Below are 20,871 nucleotides of genomic sequence, written 5' to 3'. Positions count from 1 at the left end.
GTAAGAAATTACTTACAATTCTTTTTTATTAACTTTATAAAAGCACTATTCTATAATTATAACATAAGTCATTCTGGCTCTTTTAATTGTTATAGTAAAAGACTTATCATTTCCGTTAGATTTTACAAAATTATTGTAGTCGTCTATATTGGATATTGTTATTCCATTAATGGCTTTTATAACATCCGCAGGTCTAAGTCCGTATTGATAGGCTTTAGAGTTCTGAGTCATATTAAGCACAACAACTCCTCTTTCATTGCTTCTTATCTGAAGTCTCTGAGATATTTCAGGCGTAATATTTGACACATCTAATCCCATCCAAGATCTTGCATTTCCATGAGAGTTATTTTGCGACTGTCTTGAAGGAACAACATTTTCATCTTCAATTCTTGCTTCTATAATTATTTTCGAACTTTTCTCTCTTCCGTTTCTTAAATATTTAACAGTCACTTCTTTTCCTATTTTAGTAGCTGCAACTTTATTAAATAAATCCCCTGATCTTGTCATTTTTTCACCATCAAATTCTATTATAATATCTCCGTCCTGCAATCCGCCCTTAGAAGCTGGAGAATTAGGAACAACTTCACTTACATATACGCCGCTGTTTTGCTTAACATTAAGCCCTCTTGAAAGATTTTCATCAATATCCTGCAAATATATTCCTAAGTAGCCTCTTGTAACTTTCCCGTTTTCTTTTAAATCTGTCATAACTGAAGTTGCAATATTTATAGGAGTAGCAAAACCTATTCCTATGCTTCCTCCTGAAGTGGAATATATAAGAGTATTTATGCCTATAACCTGACCATGAATATTGAATAAAGGACCTCCTGAATTACCTGGATTTATGGCAACATCTGTTTGTATATATCTTTGATATCTGTTAGCTCCTACATCGCTTCTTCCTTTTGCACTTACAATACCGAAAGTAACAGTATTATTAAGTCCGTAAGGGTTTCCTATGGCAATTGCAAACTCTCCAGGCTCTATAGCATCGCTGTCTCCTAAAGCCACATAAGGAAAAGTTCTTCCGCTGTTTTCTATTTTTAATAGCGCTAAATCATACGCCTCATCATAGCCTATTAATTTTGCTGGTAATTCTCCGTCTTCTCCGTAAAGAGTAATCATAATTTTGGTGGCTCCTTTTACTACATGGTAGTTTGAAAGCACATATCCGTCTTCATTAATTATAAAACCGCTTCCTAAAGACTTCTGACTTCTTCTCTGTCTAGGCATTTGATCTCCGAAGAAAAATCTGAAGAATTCATCTGCATATCTGTCTTCTTCTCTATTGCCTGCTTCTATTTCTGTAGATATATTAACTACTGCAGACATATTTTTATTGACCACATCTCTTATGGCCCCTTCAACAGATAAAGCACCGTCTAATGAACCTGAAAAAGATGTTTTTTCTGGAGCTGTCTGCGCATGAACTAAAAACTTGTCTTTTTTATAATTTTTTTCATACGAGAATATGAAGAAAGAAATAATTATTCCTACTAAAATAAATGTAAGTCCTATATTAAAAAAGAACATAAATGAACGTTTTTTATGTTGCATTATTCATAACCTCCTATTTTGAAATATTTTTATAATAATATGTTGCAAATATATTTAAAAATTTAAATAAACAGGCATCTTAATAATATTTTTTAAATTAAGAAATCTGTATTATAAATGCTTTTTATAACATATAATATAAACCTGTCAAAAAAAGCAAAGTAAAAATCTATTTATAATTATCATTCTTATAAAAAATTTCAGGCTCTCCCTTAGGTCTGGTATTCCATCTGGGGTGAATCCAAAGCCAATTTTCAGGATATTTTGATATTATCTCTTCCAATTTTTTGGTATATCTTTGAACATTATGTTTTATGGTCTCTTCTTTTGTATTTTTTTCTTCTATATAGAGAATATCGGATACTACGATTTTATGATGTCCGTATCTGTCTGGAATATTGTATAAAATAGCCATAGGAAGTCCTGTTTTCATAGCAATGGCAACAGGTCCTGAAGCTGTGGCGCATGGATATCCGAAAAAATCAACAAATATGCCGTCTAGGTAATTTTGGTCGCATAAAAAAGCAATAGGTTTATTTTCATTTAAAATGCGGAATATTTCTCTCAGATCCCCCCATCTTGATATGCATACTGCTCCTCTTTTCTCCCTCCAAGAACGCATATAGGCATCTAATTTAGGATTATCCAGAGGTCTGAAAATAACTCCGGGATTATAGCCTTTCAAACTAAAATAAAAGGATATATACTCCCAATTACCGATATGTCCTGTAATAGCTATAATACCCCTGTTTTTTTTATGCATTGCCTCGTCAAAAATATCCCTGCCTTCTATTTTTATTCTTTTTAATATCTGTTCGTCCGACATTCTTGACGATTTTATAAACTCGGCAAAAGTCATCATCATAGATTTCATAGAGCGTCTTGCTATTCTTTTTCTTTCTTTAAAACTCTTTTCAGGAAATGCCTGTTTTAGATTTATTAATGCTACTTTCCTAACATTAGGAACCAAATAATACATTAAAGTACCTATTAGTTTTGCCATCAATATAACTAAGATATAAGGCATAATAGATATAATTTCCATTAATATACGAAGCGGTATATATTCAAGCATTATAACTTTTGGTGATTTATATGACAAAATAACCTCTCTTTATTCTTCAGTTTTAATATCTGTTTCATTATTTTTATTTTGTTCTTCTTCGTTTTCTTTTACTGTTTTTAAGTTATTTGATTCAATTTCAGATTTTGAATCGTTATTTTTTTTATCATCAGATTTATCTTCATTTTTATTATCATCCTTATTGTTCTCATCAGGCTTTACAGTACTGCTGCTTTCTGTATTATTTTCAGACGATATTATATTTTCTTCTTTTGAAGATTCATCATTAATATCATCTCTTTCTATCAAGAGTCCCGCACCCGATAATTCTCCCTGCGTAATTAAGTAATTAAAACCTGAAACAAAATAATAGGCTTCCGTTAAAGCTTTCATTACATTATAACCCTGTATCCTCTTTTTAGTTTTTCCGACTTCAGCTGAAAAAGTTAATATATCATTAGGATTTTCTATTATTCTTTCTCTTTCTTCTTTATCTAATAATAATTTATCCAATTTTTTTTTGAAAGGAGTTATTATAGATACAAAAGTATTTCTTAAATTTTTAGCTAAATAGGAGCGCTGTCCGTTTTTATCCGACAGCATAGAAACTCTTTGTTCAAAACGCATAGTTTTATCATCTTCTATTTTAGAAATATTTTTGCAAAGTCCGCTGTATTCATTTAATCTTGAATTGGTATCTAATAATGATAAAAATATATTATTAAAATCATTTTTATAATCCGTTCTTATTTGATTATCATAAACCAAATTATATTTTACCTTATTAGAAACAAATACGGCTGAATATTCCCTGTCTAAAAAATCTATCAAAACTTTTATTCTGTATATTTTATCTTTAGTAGGCACAATAAAAAACGGATCTCCCTCATATTCTATATTATTATCTTCTTTTTTGAAGGAAACGCATTTATTTATTAATTTTACTCCTATAGATTCCACTTTGCTGAGTTTTTCATCATCATCATCTTTTTTCTTTCCTATATTTTCTTTAACTTCTTCTATTTTACTTGCTTTCAGTTTTTCTTTTTCTTTTTTTAATTTTGTATAGTATCCTAATATATCCTCTTCTGTAATATTAAGGTATTTGTTAAAATCATTAATAGTTTCTAATTTTTCTTTAGAAGCATACTGAAGAAGTACAAATAGTTTAGGATAATATTTAGAATAAATCAATTCCGCCGCCCTTTTAAAGGCAGATATTCTTGAGTTTACTATTCCTCTGCTTATATTATCAACTGCAGCATAAGCAAACATAGCTTTTTCCCCTGCGATTTTAATTCTTGATGAATAAGTATGAAGCACATAAAGAGGTCTGAATATTGCTTTAATGTTTTTAACATAGATTTCAGCAGAAATATTATTGTTTAATTCTTTATAAGGTCTTAATAAATCTTTATATGTTTTTTCATCATATTGATCTTTTATTCTCTCAAGTAATTCCAAATCTTCAATATCTTTATTAAATTGGGCTATTATTTTATGATGTTTAGCTTTAGCGTCTATGTTGGAAGAGCCGCTCGGATTTAATGCATTGAATATTAAGGTATCCATCTCAAGAAAAGCCGCTATTACATTTTTATCTATGAAATTCAAGAATTTAGGGTTAATATTACCGCCAATAAATGTGATTACGCCTGCGCTTACGGCATTAAACCATAATTTTGCATTAAAAAATATTCCGTTATTTTTTGCTGCCGAAATATTTGAAGATGATGAAGATTTCTGAGTATTATCCTTTGCGGTGCTTTTTGAACTGCCGTAGTCTGTATTTCTTCCTCCTCTTCTTTCATTTCCTGCCGATAATGTTCCTGAATTTTTTCTTGAAACTCCTGAAATAGTTCCTGCATTATCTTTTTTTTTATCAGCCACCACTTCGCCGCCTGCATCTATAAATTTATTAAATAAATCTTTTCTTGCATCTTTATTAAGTTCATTTAATTTTAATCTATCTCTGGTATTATCTATATCTCCCATAAATAATAGCTCCCTTAAAATATTTTTTATTATCTTATATATTTTTATGTATTATAGTGGCGCTTCCCTGATTTTCTGCCATAATAGTAATACTTGATATTTGTATATGACTTTTTCTAGTAAGTACATACTCTATATTATCGGCTATATCTTCAGCATATAAAGGGGTAAATCCCTTATATACATTATCAGCTTTTTCCTTATCGCCTTTAAATCTTACAACAGAAAACTCTGTATTAACGGCACCTGGTTTTATATTTGTTACTTTTACAGGCTTATCTATTAATTCTATTCTTATGCTGTCTGCAAACATATCAACAAATGATTTAGTGGCGCAATATACTGCTCCTCCTCTGTACGCTTCATCTGCAGCAGTAGAAGATAAATTTACTATATGTCCGTATTTGCTTTTTAATATATAAGGCATTAAAAGTCTTGTTAATACTATTAATCCTTCACAGTTTACCCTAAGTATTTGAATTGAATCTTCTATACTGTTATCATAATATAAATCTTTTCCTAAAGCTAAGCCTGCATTATTTATAAGTATATCTATATTTTTATCTTCAATACTGTCAACAGCTTTTATAATATCCTCAGTTTTAGAGAAGTCTGTTTTTATTATCTGTATTTTTATATTATGCTCTTTTTCTAACTTGGATTTGAGTATTGCAAGTCTTTCTATTCTTCTTGCGGCAAGAATAAGATTAACTTTATTATATGCAAGCATTTTTGCAGTAGCTTCTCCTATGCCTGAGCTAGCTCCTGAAATAAAAGCTGTCCTTTTGCTTATATCTTCTTTATGCATCTGGTATATCCTTAAAACTAATATATATATAATAATCTTAATTATAAGTTTTCACCATACCTGCCGCATCCTGAGCGGTATACTGCATTCCTACTTCATTAAGATATTGCGAAATTAAAGTATCCATTTTATTTTTTCCGTCCAATTCTGCAGCCTGCTTTGAAGTAATTTGTCTTCTGAATTTATCTGTAAAATCTATATCGTCGGCAGGAGAACCCATTCCCATAACTCTGAAAGTGCTGTCATTTATCTAGCCTTCTGGTCTGTTTCTGATTACTCCGCTGCCGCAGGAAACCGCAAATGCAGTTAAAATTGTTAACATAATGAAACTCTGTTTTATCAATTTATTCCTCCCTTAAAATTTATATTATATATTTTGAATGCTATATTGCAATAGTATTTAAAAAAATAATCATGCAAATATAAATTAAAATATGGCAAAAAGTTATATAAAAAATATTTTTTTAATTATCAATTATTAGTTTTTATTTTATAAATAATTTTATTAAAATTTATTTAAATCATTATGTATATAAAAACAGACCGTATTAATACAAAATATGCATTAAAAACAGTCTGTTTTATAGTTTTCAAATATACAATTATTTTACTGAATTATATTTTAATAAAATAACCTAATATTATTTATAAGTATTTACCATACCTGCAACATCTTGGGCGGTATACTGCATTCCTACTTCATTAAGATATTGCGAAATTAAAGTATCCATTTTCTTTTTTAATCCTTTGGAATATAATTCCATTACAACGGTGCAGTTTTGCTTTGAATCCCATTTGCTTTCAACCACAGAAAGCCCTCTTACTCTGCCTGCCACTCTTTCCTGTATAACATATTCATCTATCATGCCTTTTTCTGAAGAAGTCAATGATTCCACATAGGAACCCACTATTTTGGCAACTATTTTATTTTTTCCGTCCAATTCCGCAGCCTGTTTTGATACAACCTCTCTTCTGAACTTGTCATCTATATTGTCTGAAGGAGAGCCCATACCCATTACTCTGAATGTGTCGTCATTAATCCAGCCTTCTGGTCTGTTTCTGCTTACTCCGCTGCCGCAGGAGTTTAAAAGTACTGCAAATGTAAATACAATCATATAAACATATATTTTTTTCATAAATTGTAAAACCTCTTAAATAAATTATTTTTTCATTATATATTTTTAATAATATATTGCAATAATAGTTTATAGTTTTTTTTATATTGTAATTGACATAAAATAAACATTATATATAATTATTAATCAAACATTATTTTACAAAATCAAGGATCTAAAATGAAACTTAAACATACAATCAATTTTATAAAAAAACATACTGTAGCCGTATTTGTAAAAGTTGAAAAAGAAGCTCCTAAAGTGTGTACATTTAATGAAGAGTATATTAAGCTGTTTAACAGTTTGGCAAAAGATAAATACTATACAATATCTACTCCTTTTGCTTTTGGTTTTACAAGCAATACAAGAGTAATTTTTATAACATATAGGGAAGTAAAAAATTATATGTATGAGACTTGGAAGAATGCAGGCGCTTCTCTGATAAAAATAATGAAAGATTTAAGTATTGATGACATAGAAGTTGATATGGCTGAATTATTTGCAGAGATAGCTTCAGAAGAATCGTATGTTCAATTCTGTTTAGGAATAATACTTTCCTCCTACAGCTTTGATAATTATTTGGGTGATAAAAGATTAAAAGACAGAGTAAATATAAAAAATATACTTTTAGTTTCAGAGCATAAAAAATATACTGAAAATGCCATAGATAAAGCAAGCTGCATAGCCGACAGCATATTTTGGGCGAGGGATATGGTAAATGAACCAAGCAATGCTGTAAACTCATTAACATTTGTAGATATGGCTAAAAAGCAGTCTGAAAGCAGAAAAATAACTACTTCAGTACTGAATGAAAAAGAATTAAAGGCATTGGGTATGAACGGCATATTGGGAGTTAATCAGGGCAGCAAGAATCCTCCTAGGGTATTTATTGCTCAGTATAAAAAAGATAAGGCTAAAAAAAATATTTTATTGGTTGGAAAGGGTATAACATTTGATACAGGCGGAATGTCATTGAAGCCCGCCGACAGTATGCTTGGTATGAAAGACGATATGGCGGGAGCAGCCGCTGTCTGCGGAGCATTATTTTTAATATCCGATATGAATTTAGATGCTAATGTTACCGTAATATGTCCTTTAACCGATAATAAAACTGGAAGTTCTGCTATAAATCCCGGAGATATATTAAAAATGCATAATGGAGTTACGGTTGAGGTTGTTAATACAGATGCCGAAGGAAGGCTTATACTTGCCGATGCTCTGTCTTACGGAATAAAAAAATATAATCCTGATTTTGTAATAGATATAGCCACATTAACGGGGGCATGCTCAATAGCTTTAGGCAGGAATGCTACAGGGCTTATGTCCAATGATAATGAGTTGACTCAGGCTTTAAAAGAAGCAGGAGATGATACTTATGAAAGAGTATGGGAACTTCCTATGTTTGAAGAGTATAAAGAGCAGATAAAATCGGATATAGCCGATATAAAGAATACAGGCGGAAGATATGCAGGGACTATAACAGCTGCTCAGTTTTTATCTTATTTTACAGAAGGTGCAAAATGGGCTCATTTGGATATAGCATGTACTTCTTACAGCGACTGCAATTCTAAATATATATCTAAAGGCGGTACGGGAGTAGGTGTTTATCTGCTTGCTAAAACAGTTGAAAAGCTTACTGATACGGATAAATTTTAAATTTATGATACAGTAATAATTAATAAATATAACTGCAGTGTGAAATACTTAAGTTATTTTTATTAATTATAATTGTTTTTTCCAATTTTAAGCTTTTTTTCTGTCTTCATCATTTATTTCTCTTATAATTCTGCATGGATTTCCAAAGCAAAGCGTATTGTCTGGTATATCATTTAATACCATGCTTCCTGCTCCTATTACAGTTCCGTTTCCTATATTTACTCCGCCTAAAATTATAGTATTTGCACCTATCCATACATTATCGCCTACAGTTATAGGATAGGCATATTCTATATAATTATTTCTTCTTTCTATGTCTAAAGGATGTCCTGCAGTATAAAATCCGCAGTTAGGAGCTATGAATACATTATTTCCGAATTTAACTTTGGAACAATCCAATACTATGCAGTTATGATTTATATAAAAATTATCTCCAATTTCTATATTGAATCCGTAATCGCAGTAAAACGGAGCAGTAATTTCAAAATTTTTTCCTATTTTTCCAAACAGATTTTTTATAATATATTCTTTTTCTTTTAATTGCTCAGACTTCAGTAAATTATACTCTAGACATAAATCTTTTGCCTTGTTTCTCATATTTGTTAAATTTTTATCAGAACTGCTGTATTCTAATCCCTTTATCATTTTTTCTAATTCAGTTATTTTATGCCTCCGATTTTTTATTTGGGTATATATAATTATAAAGCATATTATATAAAATAACAATCAGTTTTTTAGGTTTAAACTTGAAATTATTTATATAAGATGTTATAATAAGCTTTCAAATTATATAAAACGGGAGTGTATATGCCTTCAGGAAGAAAAAGACTTCGTCAAAAGATGGCTACGCATAAACGCAAAAAGCGTTTACGCAAAAACAGGCATAAGAAAAAATAATACAGCTGATATTATTATATATTAATGTTTTAATCTCTTAAGTTTTTAGCAGGAATAAAAATAATATGTCTTACAATGTAAAAACTGTGATAGAGGTATGCGTTGGGCTTCATTGTTCTATTAGGGGATCCTATGCTCTTTTAGAAGCTATACGTTCGCATTATGACCTGCAAATAGGCGTGCCGTCTTATGACGGTATGCTCCTTAAAGAGATGGAATGTATGCATAATTGCCGTAATGCCGTACCTGTTCTTATTAATGGTATGGAATGTACAAAATCGTCTTTAAAAAGTATCATTAAATTTATAGAAGCTATACATATAAGAAAAAGATGAATAACTTTGTACTTCATAATGAGTATAATATAGAAGATATAAAATCATATAAAGATCATTTCGGAGATTATTTAACTGTTCAAGATATAAATGACGGCTTTTTTCAGTACCTAGATTCTTATCCTATACTTAAAAGAGATATTATGCAAAGCTCTATGCATAAACTATTAACCGATAAAAATATAAAAGAAGATTTTATAATTGTTAATGCGGCATCATCGGATTATTTAGTTTTTAAAGATAAATTTTTGATTAATAATAATCCTCATCTTATATTAGACGGATCTCTATTAATAGCTGAAATTCTGAATATAAAAAGAATAGATATAATATTAAAAAATTATTATTTGGAAGAAAAAGATATTATAATAAAAACTGTAGCCGAAGCTGAAGATTTAGGCTTTACAAATAATATTGAAATTAATATTTATAATGAAAATGATTACTATAATGAATATAGAATCAGAATGACTCCTTTATTTTTAGAAAATAAAAAATATATATTTGATTTGGAAACTATTTCTCAGTTTGCATATTTGTTGCATATAGGAGAGCTTGGTTTTAAGAGCTATGGAGCTGGTAAAAAATATAACGGAACATATATACTTTCAATTTCAGGAGATATTATAAATCCTAATCTTTATGAATTTGAGATGTATACGCCTTTTAAAAATATAATTAAATCGGCGGGAGGAATAGAGAAAGAATACAGCATAAAATGCGTATTTACTAATGGTTTTCTTAATCCTCCTATAGATTTTAATGCTTTTCAGAAAATGACTTTAGATTATGAATGTTTTGACAGTTTTAATATGAAGATAGGAAACGGAGGTGTATGCTTCATAAAAGAAGACAGATGCATGGTAAGAGTGATATTAAAGATAATTAAATTTGCAGATACTCTGTCATGCGGGAAATGTACTCCATGCCGCTGCGGATTTGATTTATGCGGATATTATATTAATAAAATGCTTTTGGGACATTCTGTTTTAAGCGATTATTCAAGCTTAAAAGACTGCGCTGAAATGATAAAAATCGGGGCTTCATGTCTGTATATAAAAAGTCTTGCAGACTGCATATTATCTTCTATGGAGATGTTTAAAGAAGAGTTTATATATTTAATAGAAAATAAGACTACACTATATAGTTTTGTAAAGGATTAAATTAATATGAGGTTTATAAATTATGATAGTAAAGTTTAATGTTGATGGCAAAACTATATCATCTCAGAAAGGATATACCATACTTCAGGCATTATCATATATTAATATAGATATACCTCATCTATGCTCATATAAAAAAAATAATACAAATACTTTTGAAGAAAAAAATAATATTTTAGGATGCAGATTATGCTTAGTTAAAGTAAAAAAAAAGAATGAAAAAGAATATTCTTTTAAATATGCATGCAATGAAACAGCAGAAAACGGAATGAGCGTATTAAACTTATTAGATGAAGATATTACAAAATATAGAGTTTCTCTGCTTAAGGCTATACTTTATAGTCATAAGCCTGTATGTGAAAGCTGCAAGGCCGGTTATATCTGCAAATTAAAAAAATATTTGGATATTTATAATATTTCAATACCTTCATCAGTTAATGCTTCAAATGATAATGATATTAATCTAAAAGAAATAAAGTCTGCAGCGGAAAAAATGAATCTTCCTGATTATATATATGCTGACTATGACAGATGCATCAGCTGCGGTATATGCGCAGATTATAAAGTTACAGACGGATATAATGCAATGATAACCGATTTATGTCCCACACATGTATTTGAGGCATTAAGAAATATAGATAATAAGATTAATAATGATATAAGTATGGTAAAAAGCATTAATAGTTTTTGTATAGGATGCAACCGTCTTTGCGATGTTAATTACAGCTATATAGATTATAGCATAAAAGATATATCATCTTGTCATGGAAAAATGTACGGATTATGCGATTACGGAAGAAAATTAGATTATTATTCAAATGATATATTGGAAATGCCTTTTTTTAACGGCATGCAGTGCGGATTTGAAAAGGCTAGGGAATTATATTATAAGTTTATTGATATGATTGATATTGAATTTACTTTGGCAGTATCTTCAAGCATGTACCCCATTGAGGATATTAAAGCTTTTGATAATTTTATTTATTCCATAGGTATTGAAAACCTTACTTTCAAAAAAAATAAAATGGCTACAAACTCTAAAAATATAAGAGATAATTATACAAATATTAATAATTTTTCTATTAGGAATTTAAAGTTTTCAGAATTTCACGAAAATATAAATGATGAAAAGTTTAATAAATTTATTATATTAGGCGATGCTTTAGATGATAATGATTATATGATTGATTTTGCAGGCAAAAACAGAGGAAATTATATAGTGTTCTCCCCTCATTTTTCAGTTCTTGCTTATAATGCATATTTAAGTTTTCCTGTATCATATTTGGGCGAGTTTGAAGGACATTATATAGATAATTACGGAAAATCAAAAGAGATGACTTCTTTTCTGAAAAAAAATAAAAACCGATTAAATTTAAGGGATTTATTAAAATATTTGTATTTGTAATGATTTTGTTATATACTATATTGTAAATAATAGGAGAGGTATTTATGGCAAAGACAAGAGCTGAGATACTGCATAATAGTAATAAAGAATATGATATTATTATTATAGGCGGAGGTGTTATAGGCGCCACTATAGCATTGAAAACTTCCAGAGTGGGGCTTTCCGCTCTTCTTCTTGATAAGCATGATTTTTCTTACGGTTCTTCTTCCAGAACTTCAAAGATGCTTACAGGCGGATTTAATGATATGAGCGGCGGAAATCTTATATCAACTGCAATAAGAGTAAAAGAGAGAGATAATATCATGTATAAAAGCTCTTCTTCTTCTTTCGGCATTATTAATCCTATATATGAATATTCTAATAAGGGGCTGTTCAGAGAGGAATTAAAAACTGTATTATACGATATGTTTTCTTTATTCGGAAAAACAAAAAAACATATATCGCATAGCAGAAATGAGACATTGGATTGTCTTCCCGATTTAATAAATAATGATGTTATGGCTTCTGTAGAGTATTATGAAGGCACATTAGACGATTCAAGATATGTTATAGAACTTCTTTTAAAGGCTGAAGAGTACGGAGCGGATATATTAAATTATGCAGAGGTAAAGGCTTTTGAATATAATGAGAAAGAGATAGAAAAAACAGTATTCAGAGATAATATTACAGGCAGAATTTATACAGTTAAAGCAAAAACTATTTTAATAGCTGCAGGGGCTTGGGGGCATAGCATAAGCTCAATGCTTCCAAACGGAAACTTTGAAAATAAAGTTGATTATATTAAAGGCAGTCATTTGATAATAAATAATGATTTAATTCATATAAACAAATCGGTAGTGCTGCCTAAGATAAAATCAAGACCTAATGTATTTTTAATGCGCTGGAAAAACTCTACAGTTATAGGTCCTGCAATTAAAAAAAATAATAATAATTTAGACTGCATATATACTTCAAGCGATGAAGCTGAGTATCTTCTTGATATATATAATACATACTTCAGTTCCATTGTGAATAAAAATCATATTATCACAACTCAGTCTGGAATGATGCCTGTAAATCCTTCTAATATTAAAGTACATACGCATCCTAAATACAGATTGTTTTTAGCTGAAGGAGGAACTTTTACCACTTCTTCTTTTCTTTCCGTTAAAGCTTTGATAAAAATGTATGGAAAGCCATATAAATGGTTCAGCAATCAGAAAGTTATTAATAATAAATTAGATAAAAATATTCAATTGGTTTTGAATGAAAATACGGTTAAATTTTTGATAGATTATTTCGGGTCTGTTCGTTTAATTTTAAAATTAAATGAACTTTGCAGAAATGATTCTTCTCTTTTGGCTGAAGTAGGATTGGATTATAGAATTAATAAAGGGCTTATAAAGTATTTTATTGAAATAGAACATGCTATGCATTTAGATGATATTATGATGAGAAGGCTTAGATTTATTCTCACAGAAAACGACTGCGGAACTTTAATATCCGAGCATATAGCGGAGGAAATGGCAAATATTCTTCATTGGGATAAGCAAAAAACCGAGTGGGAAATAAAAAGATACAGAACAGAAATAAAAAGAGCAAGAGTTTCATTATTTTAAATATTATAATATGCAGATAATAATTATATTAAATCTTTGAATCCTTTTAGTATATTAAGTCCTGTGTCTGCACTTTTTTCAGGGTGAAACTGTATTCCGTAAATATTATTTTTTTTTACAACGGCTGGTATTACAACATCGTATTCGCTTTCGGCTATTATGCTTTCGCTGCAGTATTTTCCATAATATGAATGCACAAAGTAAACATATTCCATATTATTAATATATTTAAATATTTTATCATCTTTTATTATATTAAGATTATTCCAGCCCATATGCGGTACTTTTAAACTTTTATTTTTTAAATCTTTTTTTATAGGACAAATACTTCCCTTTATAAGTGAGAGACCGTTATATTCGCCGTTTTCATAGCTCTTATCAAACAGCATCTGCATGCCTAAGCATATTCCCAAAATGAGTTTTCCTTTAAGAGCTTCTTCTATTATTGTTTTTTTTAAGCTTCCTTCATTTTTTTTTTCAAGTTTTTCTATGGCATCTCTGAAAGCACCCACACCCGGAAGTATTACAGCATCAGCATTTTTTATGATTTTCTCATCATCTGTAAGTTTTGCATCTATTTCTGCATATTTAAGCGATTGCATAAGAGAAAATAAATTGCCCACTCCGTAATCTATTATAGCCGTCATATTAGCATCCTATGAAAAATTGTATTTTATATATTTAAAGAATTATACTAAAATAAAATATAAAAGTCAAAGTATTATTTTAACTTTAAATATTATTAATTTTATTATTTTCAAGCATTCCCTTTGTAGACAGAACCTCATCTTTATATTTTTCATCTATTTCGCATGCTTCTTTTAAAGCTCTTGCAGCGCCTTTAAAAATAGATTCTGCTATATGATGAGTATTTTCTCCGTATAAAGTGTTTATATGCAAAGTAATATTCATAGAGTTTGTAAATGCAGTAAAGAATTCTTTTATAAGCTCCGTATCAAAATCACCTACTTTTTCATGTTTTAAATCACTGTTAAAAACTAAATGGCTTCTTCCGCATATATCAACAGCGGCTAAAGTCAAAGCCTCGCACATAGGCATATAAAAATTTCCGTATCTTTTTATTCCTTTCAAATCTCCTAAAGCCTCAGCAAAGCATCTGCCTAATACTATTGCCGTATCTTCAACTGAATGATGATAATCTATATAAGTATCTCCGTCACATACCGTTTCCAAATCGAATCTGCCATGACGGGCAAATAAATCAAGCATATGATCCAAAAAACCGACTTTAGTATTGTTTTTATATTTTCCTGTACCGTCTATATTTAATTTAATTTTTATTTTTGTTTCGTTTGTTATTCTTTCTATTTCTGATATTCTCATTAAATAATCTCCTAAAAATAAATTTATTTTAATTCTATATTTATAAAACGCATAGCTCTTTCTGCGGCATTTTCTACTAAAATATCGGTATTTGAAATTGCTTCTTCAATTGTCATAGCTTTCGTAAATACAGGCATTATGGAGGAAATACCTAAATCATACACAATATCTGCCCCCTCTCTTATCTCTCCTACTATAGCTATTACTGGAATATTTCCTGCTCTTTTAGCTATGCCCATTGGCACTTTTCCTTCTTTCGTCTGTCCGTCAATAGCGCCTTCTCCCGTTATTATAAGAGAAGCATATTTTATTTTTGATTCAAAGTCTATTATATCAAGCACGGCATCTATTCCGCTTTTTAGCTCAGCATTGCAAAATGCAATAAGTCCTCCTCCAAGTCCTCCTGCAGCGCCTGAGCCTTCAATATAATCTATTTCTTTGCCGAATTGTTTTTTTACAATTTCTGCTATATTTTTAAGACCGTTATCTAATATATCAAAACTCTCATTTGTAACTCCCTTTTGTTTTCCGTATACTGCTGTGGCTCCGTTTTTACCGTAAAGAGGATTTTTTACATCGCATGCCGCTGTTATTTTTATATCAAATATTTTTTTATCAACATTGCTGTTATCTATATAAGCAACTTTTATCATATTTTCAGCAACAGTTTCAAGTTCATTATTACATTTATCTAAAAATCTGTAACCCAAAGCGCCTGCCATTCCTATTCCGCAGTCATTAGTAGCACTTCCTCCTATGCCTATTAATATCTCTTTTATATTATTATCTAAAGCATCTTTTATAATTTCCCCTGTACCAAAAGTTGAATATTTTAATGGATTTCTAGTTTTATCATCAACTAAAGTAATACCAGATGCAGCAGCCATTTCTATAACAGCTTTTTCTTTATTTATTATTCCGTATTTAGCTTCAATAATTTTTCCTTCAGGATTTTTTACATTTACTTTTTTTATATTACCACCAGCAGCATATAGTATTGATTCAACAGTGCCCTCTCCTCCATCTGCAACAGGTATTTTTATGATTTCAGCTTTTTTAATTACTTTTAATATTCCTTTTTCTATATAATTGCAAATTTCCAAGCTGCTTGCACTTCCTTTAAATGAATCAGGTATTATTATTATCTTTTTCACTATTATTCCCCCTAATAATTTTATATTTTAAATATAATACATTAATTTTAATTTTCATTGTTTATTATATACAATAAATATGTTAAAAATTGTATCTATGATACAAGGCAAATATATATAATTTTTATATACTTAAAATAGTAAAATAAAAAGGAGTAAATTATGCAAGGCGGTTTATTGATTATATTTTTTATAAACAGAAGCAATAAAAAAAATTCTATAAAAAGTATTGCTATTTTGTATATTTTCATATATCATATAAGGTTATGTATAATAATGAAAAATAAAAATTAAGGAGAGGAAAGATGAGTCATCATCATCACAGAGGACAATGGGGAACCAGAGCAGGCTTTATACTTGCGGCTATAGGTTCTGCTGTCGGTTTGGGTAATATATGGCGTTTCCCCTATATGGTTGCATCTAACGGCGGCGGAGCTTTTATGATTGTTTTCTTAATAGCTATGCTTACCGCAGGCATACCTATAATGATATTAGAGTTTTCCATAGGTCACAAAACACATAAAAGCGCGCCCGGAGCTTTGAAAGCTTTGAACCCTTCTTGGGAATGGTTAGGCTGGCTTCAGGTATTTACATGTTTTGCAATAGTTATTTATTATTCTGTCATTATTGCTTGGTCATTATCTTACGTACTTTTTTCTATTCAAGGCTTAAAATGGGGAACCGATACAGCTTCTTTTTTTACTCAGGAATATTTAAAACTTCAAAGCGGCTTTTCGCTTAGTAATTTCAATTTATCGGTTGCCGTACCTTTAATTATTGTTTGGATTATTATATTAGTTTCCGTTATAGGAGGCGTTAAAGACGGTATAGAAAAAGCAAATAAAATATTTATGCCTTTGCTTGCGGCATTGGTAGTGCTTATTTTAATTAGGGGCATAACTCTGCCAGGAGCTTTATCGGGACTCGATTATATGTTTAAGCCCGATTTTTCTAAGCTTACCAATCCTAAAATTTGGGTTGATGCTTATGGGCAGGTATTTTACAGTATGTCTGTTGCATTCGGAATAATGATTACTTATTCAAGCTATTTGCCGGATGATTCCGACATAGCGAATAATGCATTTATGACAGGTTTTGCAGATACAAGCTTCAGTTTATTTGCAGGTATTACAGTATTCAGCATAATAGGCTATATGGCTCATTCTCAGGGAAAAGCTGTTTCAGATGTGGCTGGAAGCGGCGGCATAGGTTTGGCATTTATGGTATTTCCTGAAGCTATAAACTCTTTGCCCGGATTAAACTCAATATTCGGATTAGTATTTTTCTTGGTGCTTGCATTTGCGGGGCTTACTTCCGCTATTTCTTTATCTGAAGTTGTAATATCTTCATTTATAGATAAATTCCATTTCAATAGAAAAAAAGTAAGTATTATTATTATTTTAATACAATGCATTATATCAATGGTATATGCCACAGGAAGCGGACTTTCCATACTTGATATAGTTGATGCTTTTGTAAACAATTATAATATTGTATTAAGCGGATTGATAGAAATTATACTTGTGGCTTGGGTATATAAGCTAGGATCATTTAAAGAAACTATTAATACGGTAAGCGAGTTTAAAATAGGAATATGGTGGGATTTCTGCCTTAAATTCCTTACGCCTGTATTTTTAGCCGTAATGCTTTCATTAAAATTAATAAACGACTTTAGAAATCCTTACGGAAATTATCCTGCTTGGGCATTGGCTCTTTTGGGCTGGTCTATGCCTGTTATAGCGTTTGCAGTGGGTATATTATTTGCTAAGCTTAAAGACAGACAGCCTAATATACCTCATCAGCCTAAATAATAAAAAGGAGATATAAAATTATGGGAATAGATTCAGCTTTATTTATGGGGCTTAGTTTGATTAGTATATGGGGAGGTTTTGCTTTCTTTCTCAGCATAGCTTTAAGAAAAATGTAAAAGTAAAAAATTGAGAGCATAGGCTTTTATAAAAGTCTACGCTCTTTTTTATTTAATATTAATAAATAGTTTTTTAATCATTATATGCTATACATCTTATTTTAATTAAAAATCTGAAAATCATTGACATAAAGCTTAAAGTTCACTATAATATATTTAACTGGAGATATCATAATTATCAATCAATCAATTATAATTTTATATTTATCAGCTTTTCTTTTGGCATTGCATAAAAATTTTATTAAAATAATCAGAGCAAAACAAACTATTTTTATTATCTTAATTTATATTTCTTTTATTTCCTGCAATAAAAATCTTTTAAGCCACTATATGAATTATAATGATTCTTACTATATAACAGGAGATTATATAGATTTATCTATAATAAACCAAAATGATTTAACCAATAAGATGAATGAATATTTAAATGGCAATCCTTATAATATGCTTTGCTTTAAAGGAAATTATAGATAGTAATAAATTAAAGATTATTAAAGATTATATTAAAGGTTCAGACAGGTTAATATATTTGGATTTAAAAAACTGCACAAATTGGGATAATAATTCTAATAATGACTATACTTTTTCAGGATTAAGTAATTTATCAGGAATAAAACTTACTCATGACTGCTATCAGTCAAAAGTTTATATGTTTAAAGACTGTATAAATATAACCAATATTGTTTTCCCTGATTCTATGTCTAATTTTCAAGTCAATACCTTTGAGAATACTCCTAAATTAAAATATTTAAAAATTCCTGATACAGTCAGTGTATGCGGCATTATGTGTTTTTATGATACATATATTGAAACATTAGTTTTCGGAAATAATATGAGGATACTTGGAGATAATGCTTTACAAAAATGTACAAATCTTAAGACTTTAGTTATAAATGAAGTTTTTGAAAGATTTGCCAAATCGGCATTATCACAATGTTCAAATCTTACTGAAATTGTATATTATGGAACAATCAACAGAAAAATAGAATTTGACAGAGATGTATTTTACAGATGTCCTACAAATGAACTGATTTTATACCTGCCGAATATTGAAAGACATGAGCTTGATAATTTCAGCTGGCCTAAGGAATATTATAAATATGCATACTGCAAAGGCGAGTTTGATATTAATGAAATTCTCAGATAGAGTTCTATAATGCGTATAAAAATTATTATTTATATATTCATTACATATATATGCTGCTTATCCTTATACTCTCAAAGTATTTATAACTCAGATTTGTTTTATAATTTTTTAACTAATTATTCCTTAGAATATGATAAAAATATTTTAGAGGATATAGATTATTTAAAAACTCAGGATTTTATTATTAAATATTGGTCTAATGCATACAACAAAATAAATAATCTTGGTTCAAGCAATTGGGGAGCTATAAACGGAAGCGTGAGCAATATACATAAATATACTGATGATAATGATGTGGCATTTTTTATAGGTGCTGTAAAAGGAATGTCATATTTTTATGAATCGGGTATGGATAGAATGGGAATTTTATTTGAAGCCTTAAAAAGAAAGATAAATATGTCGGCAGCTTCAGGAGATAATTACGGACTTATAATACCCATGCATTTTCCTTTAGGTACGGCAGGAATAAGCGCCTATGTAAATTGGCAGCTTCCAGATTCTAAGATTAAAGGAGAAAGTTATTATTTGGAATATATAAGAGCTTTGGAGAGAGTTCCCATACCTTATGTGCAGATTTTCGGTCAGATAAACTGCTGGACGGCTCCTTTATCTATAGGACTTAAATTTGCTTTTGCTCCCGGTTTAAGTGGGTTATATAAGCCGTTTATAAAAGATATTGAAGTTTTATCTACAGCTTATCATGCGGGTTTGGATATGAAGTTTTATATATGGAGGAATAAATATTTTTTTGCAGATGCTAGACTTGACTTTAATTTTGATATGGGAGAAATAAGCTTAAGCTCCAAAAGCAGAAATTATTTTTTTGATGTTCCTATTGAAAATGCTGTTAATTCGGGAGTTATTTTTAATTTAAGTCAGTCTTTAGGAGGCAAATGGACTTCTTTTGCTTTAACTCCTAAAGTTGTTTTCGGATTTAAGTTTCAGGAAAAAGTTCCTGTTATAGATTATTTCGCCGCTTATTTTTTAGTAGGAGTTGATTTAATTTATTCTTTTGCAGACGCTAATTATAATATTAACAGCGATATATTTTTAAACTCCCCAAACTCTAAAAACGATGATTATAATATAAAAAATGCTTATACCGATAAGGGCAGCAGAAAAAGTCAATACTTTGCTTATGATGTAAGATTTGGTTTAAATATTGATATATTTTATCAGTCTTTGTCTATTGAATATGCTTTGTTTTCGAAAAGCTTTTCTATAATGTTTATGCCTTTTGTTTATAGATTTGTAGGCCAATAGATTGTATAATTTAAGTAAATGAGGTATTATTTATGAAATTATTTTTCCGAATTATATTTTTGATTTTTATTTTGTTCAGTATTTTATTTTCTACGCCTTTATTTATTCAGGAAACTCAGATAAAAAATTATGTTAAGAATAAGATATTGGAAGAGGCTGAGAAAAAAAATGATTCCAGAACAATATATGAGCTAACCAATCAGGGAAGAAATCAAGCCTATACTAATATAAGCGGAAGAGCTGCAACCAACAATTACAGAAATCAGAATCAAGTCTATACCAACATAAACGGGAGAGTTGTAACCAATAATTACAGAAATCAGAATCAAGTCTATACCAATATAAATGGGAGAGTTGTAACCAATAATTACAGAAATCAGAATCAAGCCTATACCAACATAAACAGTAGAATGATAACTAATAATTACAGAAATCAGAATCAAG

At 29.6% G+C, this 20,871-nt stretch carries 18 protein-coding genes and 2 pseudogenes; 10 read left to right on the top strand and 10 right to left on the bottom strand.

Annotation, left to right across the window (positions count from 1 at the left end; all coding sequences use genetic code 11):
* Positions 1-45: 45 nt before the first annotated feature.
* From QZ306_RS05210 to QZ306_RS05185, 6 genes and pseudogenes are all read right to left on the bottom strand, one after another.
* Entirely contained in the window at positions 46-1,557 is a 1,512-nt protein-coding gene (locus tag QZ306_RS05210; RefSeq protein WP_295161856.1) for a Do family serine endopeptidase, read from the bottom strand.
* Between the two features lie 169 nt (positions 1,558-1,726).
* A complete protein-coding gene (locus tag QZ306_RS05205) occupies positions 1,727-2,659 on the bottom strand; it encodes a lysophospholipid acyltransferase family protein (protein ID WP_295161854.1) in 933 nt (310 codons plus the stop codon).
* A gap of 12 nt (positions 2,660-2,671) precedes the next feature.
* Positions 2,672-4,615, bottom strand: a complete 1,944-nt coding sequence (locus QZ306_RS05200; RefSeq protein WP_295161852.1) for a hypothetical protein — start codon at positions 4,613-4,615, stop codon at positions 2,672-2,674.
* A gap of 34 nt (positions 4,616-4,649) precedes the next feature.
* Complete coding sequence (locus QZ306_RS05195; RefSeq protein WP_295161850.1) at positions 4,650-5,423, bottom strand: SDR family NAD(P)-dependent oxidoreductase; 774 nt, start codon at positions 5,421-5,423, stop codon at positions 4,650-4,652.
* 37 nt (positions 5,424-5,460) lie between these two features.
* Positions 5,461-5,745, bottom strand: a pseudogene (locus QZ306_RS05190) (hypothetical protein).
* A 319-nt stretch (positions 5,746-6,064) separates the two neighbouring features.
* The gene (locus tag QZ306_RS05185) at positions 6,065-6,559 is read right to left on the bottom strand and encodes a hypothetical protein (RefSeq protein ID WP_295161848.1); all 495 of its coding nucleotides are present in this window, start codon (positions 6,557-6,559) and stop codon (positions 6,065-6,067) included.
* Between the two features lie 159 nt (positions 6,560-6,718).
* On the opposite strand from QZ306_RS05185, the gene QZ306_RS05180 reads away from it, so the two are divergent.
* On the top strand, positions 6,719-8,194 hold the full coding sequence (locus QZ306_RS05180) for a M17 family metallopeptidase (RefSeq protein WP_295161846.1): 1,476 nt from the start codon (positions 6,719-6,721) through the stop codon (positions 8,192-8,194).
* A gap of 87 nt (positions 8,195-8,281) precedes the next feature.
* On the opposite strand, the gene QZ306_RS05175 is transcribed toward QZ306_RS05180, so the two are convergent.
* Complete coding sequence (locus tag QZ306_RS05175) at positions 8,282-8,839, bottom strand: sugar O-acetyltransferase (protein WP_295161844.1); 558 nt, start codon at positions 8,837-8,839, stop codon at positions 8,282-8,284.
* 317 nt (positions 8,840-9,156) lie between these two features.
* Here QZ306_RS05175 and QZ306_RS05170 point away from each other — a divergent pair, with 317 nt between their 5' ends.
* From QZ306_RS05170 to QZ306_RS05155, 4 genes are read left to right on the top strand one after another with little or no spacing between them, the layout of a single operon-like run.
* A complete protein-coding gene (locus QZ306_RS05170; RefSeq protein WP_295161842.1) occupies positions 9,157-9,426 on the top strand; it encodes an NAD(P)H-dependent oxidoreductase subunit E in 270 nt (89 codons plus the stop codon).
* On the top strand, positions 9,423-10,589 hold the full coding sequence (locus QZ306_RS05165) for an NADH-ubiquinone oxidoreductase-F iron-sulfur binding region domain-containing protein (protein WP_295161840.1): 1,167 nt from the start codon (positions 9,423-9,425) through the stop codon (positions 10,587-10,589). The genes QZ306_RS05170 and QZ306_RS05165 overlap by 4 nt, the downstream gene beginning before the upstream one ends.
* 22 nt (positions 10,590-10,611) lie before the next feature.
* Positions 10,612-11,994 carry a 2Fe-2S iron-sulfur cluster-binding protein gene (locus tag QZ306_RS05160; protein WP_295161838.1) on the top strand — a complete coding sequence of 461 codons (1,383 nt, stop codon included), beginning with the start codon at positions 10,612-10,614 and terminating at the stop codon, positions 11,992-11,994.
* A gap of 44 nt (positions 11,995-12,038) precedes the next feature.
* Entirely contained in the window at positions 12,039-13,592 is a 1,554-nt protein-coding gene (locus QZ306_RS05155; protein WP_295161836.1) for an FAD-dependent oxidoreductase, read from the top strand.
* 23 nt (positions 13,593-13,615) lie between these two features.
* Here the strand turns inward: QZ306_RS05155 and hisH are convergent, their stop codons facing one another.
* The 3 genes from hisH to QZ306_RS05140 form a co-directional block, all read right to left on the bottom strand.
* Positions 13,616-14,239 (bottom strand): imidazole glycerol phosphate synthase subunit HisH, encoded by a 624-nt coding sequence (hisH, locus tag QZ306_RS05150; RefSeq protein ID WP_295161834.1) that lies wholly within the window; start codon positions 14,237-14,239, stop codon positions 13,616-13,618.
* An 85-nt stretch (positions 14,240-14,324) separates the two neighbouring features.
* A complete protein-coding gene (gene hisB / locus QZ306_RS05145; RefSeq protein ID WP_295161832.1) occupies positions 14,325-14,936 on the bottom strand; it encodes an imidazoleglycerol-phosphate dehydratase HisB in 612 nt (203 codons plus the stop codon).
* A 23-nt stretch (positions 14,937-14,959) separates the two neighbouring features.
* Entirely contained in the window at positions 14,960-16,090 is a 1,131-nt protein-coding gene (locus tag QZ306_RS05140) for a glycerate kinase (RefSeq protein WP_295161830.1), read from the bottom strand.
* Between the two features lie 305 nt (positions 16,091-16,395).
* Here QZ306_RS05140 and QZ306_RS05135 point away from each other — a divergent pair, with 305 nt between their 5' ends.
* The 5 genes and pseudogenes from QZ306_RS05135 to QZ306_RS05115 all read left to right on the top strand — a co-directional run.
* Positions 16,396-17,901 carry a sodium-dependent transporter gene (locus QZ306_RS05135; protein WP_295161828.1) on the top strand — a complete coding sequence of 502 codons (1,506 nt, stop codon included), beginning with the start codon at positions 16,396-16,398 and terminating at the stop codon, positions 17,899-17,901.
* A gap of 20 nt (positions 17,902-17,921) precedes the next feature.
* Entirely contained in the window at positions 17,922-18,017 is a 96-nt protein-coding gene (locus QZ306_RS05130; RefSeq protein ID WP_295161826.1) for a MetS family NSS transporter small subunit, read from the top strand.
* A gap of 427 nt (positions 18,018-18,444) precedes the next feature.
* Positions 18,445-19,164: a leucine-rich repeat domain-containing protein gene (locus tag QZ306_RS05125; RefSeq protein ID WP_295161824.1), complete on the top strand. Its 720-nt coding sequence runs from the start codon at positions 18,445-18,447 to the stop codon at positions 19,162-19,164.
* Between the two features lie 9 nt (positions 19,165-19,173).
* On the top strand, positions 19,174-20,427 hold the full coding sequence (locus tag QZ306_RS05120; protein ID WP_295161822.1) for a hypothetical protein: 1,254 nt from the start codon (positions 19,174-19,176) through the stop codon (positions 20,425-20,427).
* 32 nt (positions 20,428-20,459) lie between these two features.
* Positions 20,460-20,871, top strand: a pseudogene (locus QZ306_RS05115) (hypothetical protein); the annotation flags it as partial.

Origin of the sequence: uncultured Brachyspira sp. (assembly GCF_910588665.1) — a bacterium.
Lineage (GTDB): Bacteria > Spirochaetota > Brachyspiria > Brachyspirales > Brachyspiraceae > Brachyspira.
The sequence above is the reverse complement of the archived record's forward strand: the minus strand, read 5'-3'. Positions and strand labels throughout refer to the sequence as shown.

Coding starts and splice junctions, on each gene's coding strand:
- QZ306_RS05210 (WP_295161856.1), bottom strand. CDS start 1,557: ATGCAACATAAAAAACGTTCATTTATGTTCTTTTTTAATATAGGACTT.
- QZ306_RS05200 (WP_295161852.1), bottom strand. CDS start 4,615: ATGGGAGATATAGATAATACCAGAGATAGATTAAAATTAAATGAACTT.
- QZ306_RS05195 (WP_295161850.1), bottom strand. CDS start 5,423: ATGCATAAAGAAGATATAAGCAAAAGGACAGCTTTTATTTCAGGAGCT.
- QZ306_RS05185 (WP_295161848.1), bottom strand. CDS start 6,559: ATGAAAAAAATATATGTTTATATGATTGTATTTACATTTGCAGTACTT.
- QZ306_RS05180 (WP_295161846.1), top strand. CDS start 6,719: ATGAAACTTAAACATACAATCAATTTTATAAAAAAACATACTGTAGCC.
- QZ306_RS05175 (WP_295161844.1), bottom strand. CDS start 8,839: ATGATAAAGGGATTAGAATACAGCAGTTCTGATAAAAATTTAACAAAT.
- QZ306_RS05170 (WP_295161842.1), top strand. CDS start 9,157: ATGTCTTACAATGTAAAAACTGTGATAGAGGTATGCGTTGGGCTTCAT.
- QZ306_RS05165 (WP_295161840.1), top strand. CDS start 9,423: ATGAATAACTTTGTACTTCATAATGAGTATAATATAGAAGATATAAAA.
- QZ306_RS05160 (WP_295161838.1), top strand. CDS start 10,612: ATGATAGTAAAGTTTAATGTTGATGGCAAAACTATATCATCTCAGAAA.
- QZ306_RS05155 (WP_295161836.1), top strand. CDS start 12,039: ATGGCAAAGACAAGAGCTGAGATACTGCATAATAGTAATAAAGAATAT.
- hisH (WP_295161834.1), bottom strand. CDS start 14,239: ATGACGGCTATAATAGATTACGGAGTGGGCAATTTATTTTCTCTTATG.
- hisB (WP_295161832.1), bottom strand. CDS start 14,936: ATGAGAATATCAGAAATAGAAAGAATAACAAACGAAACAAAAATAAAA.
- QZ306_RS05135 (WP_295161828.1), top strand. CDS start 16,396: ATGAGTCATCATCATCACAGAGGACAATGGGGAACCAGAGCAGGCTTT.
- QZ306_RS05130 (WP_295161826.1), top strand. CDS start 17,922: ATGGGAATAGATTCAGCTTTATTTATGGGGCTTAGTTTGATTAGTATA.
- QZ306_RS05125 (WP_295161824.1), top strand. CDS start 18,445: ATGGCAATCCTTATAATATGCTTTGCTTTAAAGGAAATTATAGATAGT.
- QZ306_RS05120 (WP_295161822.1), top strand. CDS start 19,174: ATGCGTATAAAAATTATTATTTATATATTCATTACATATATATGCTGC.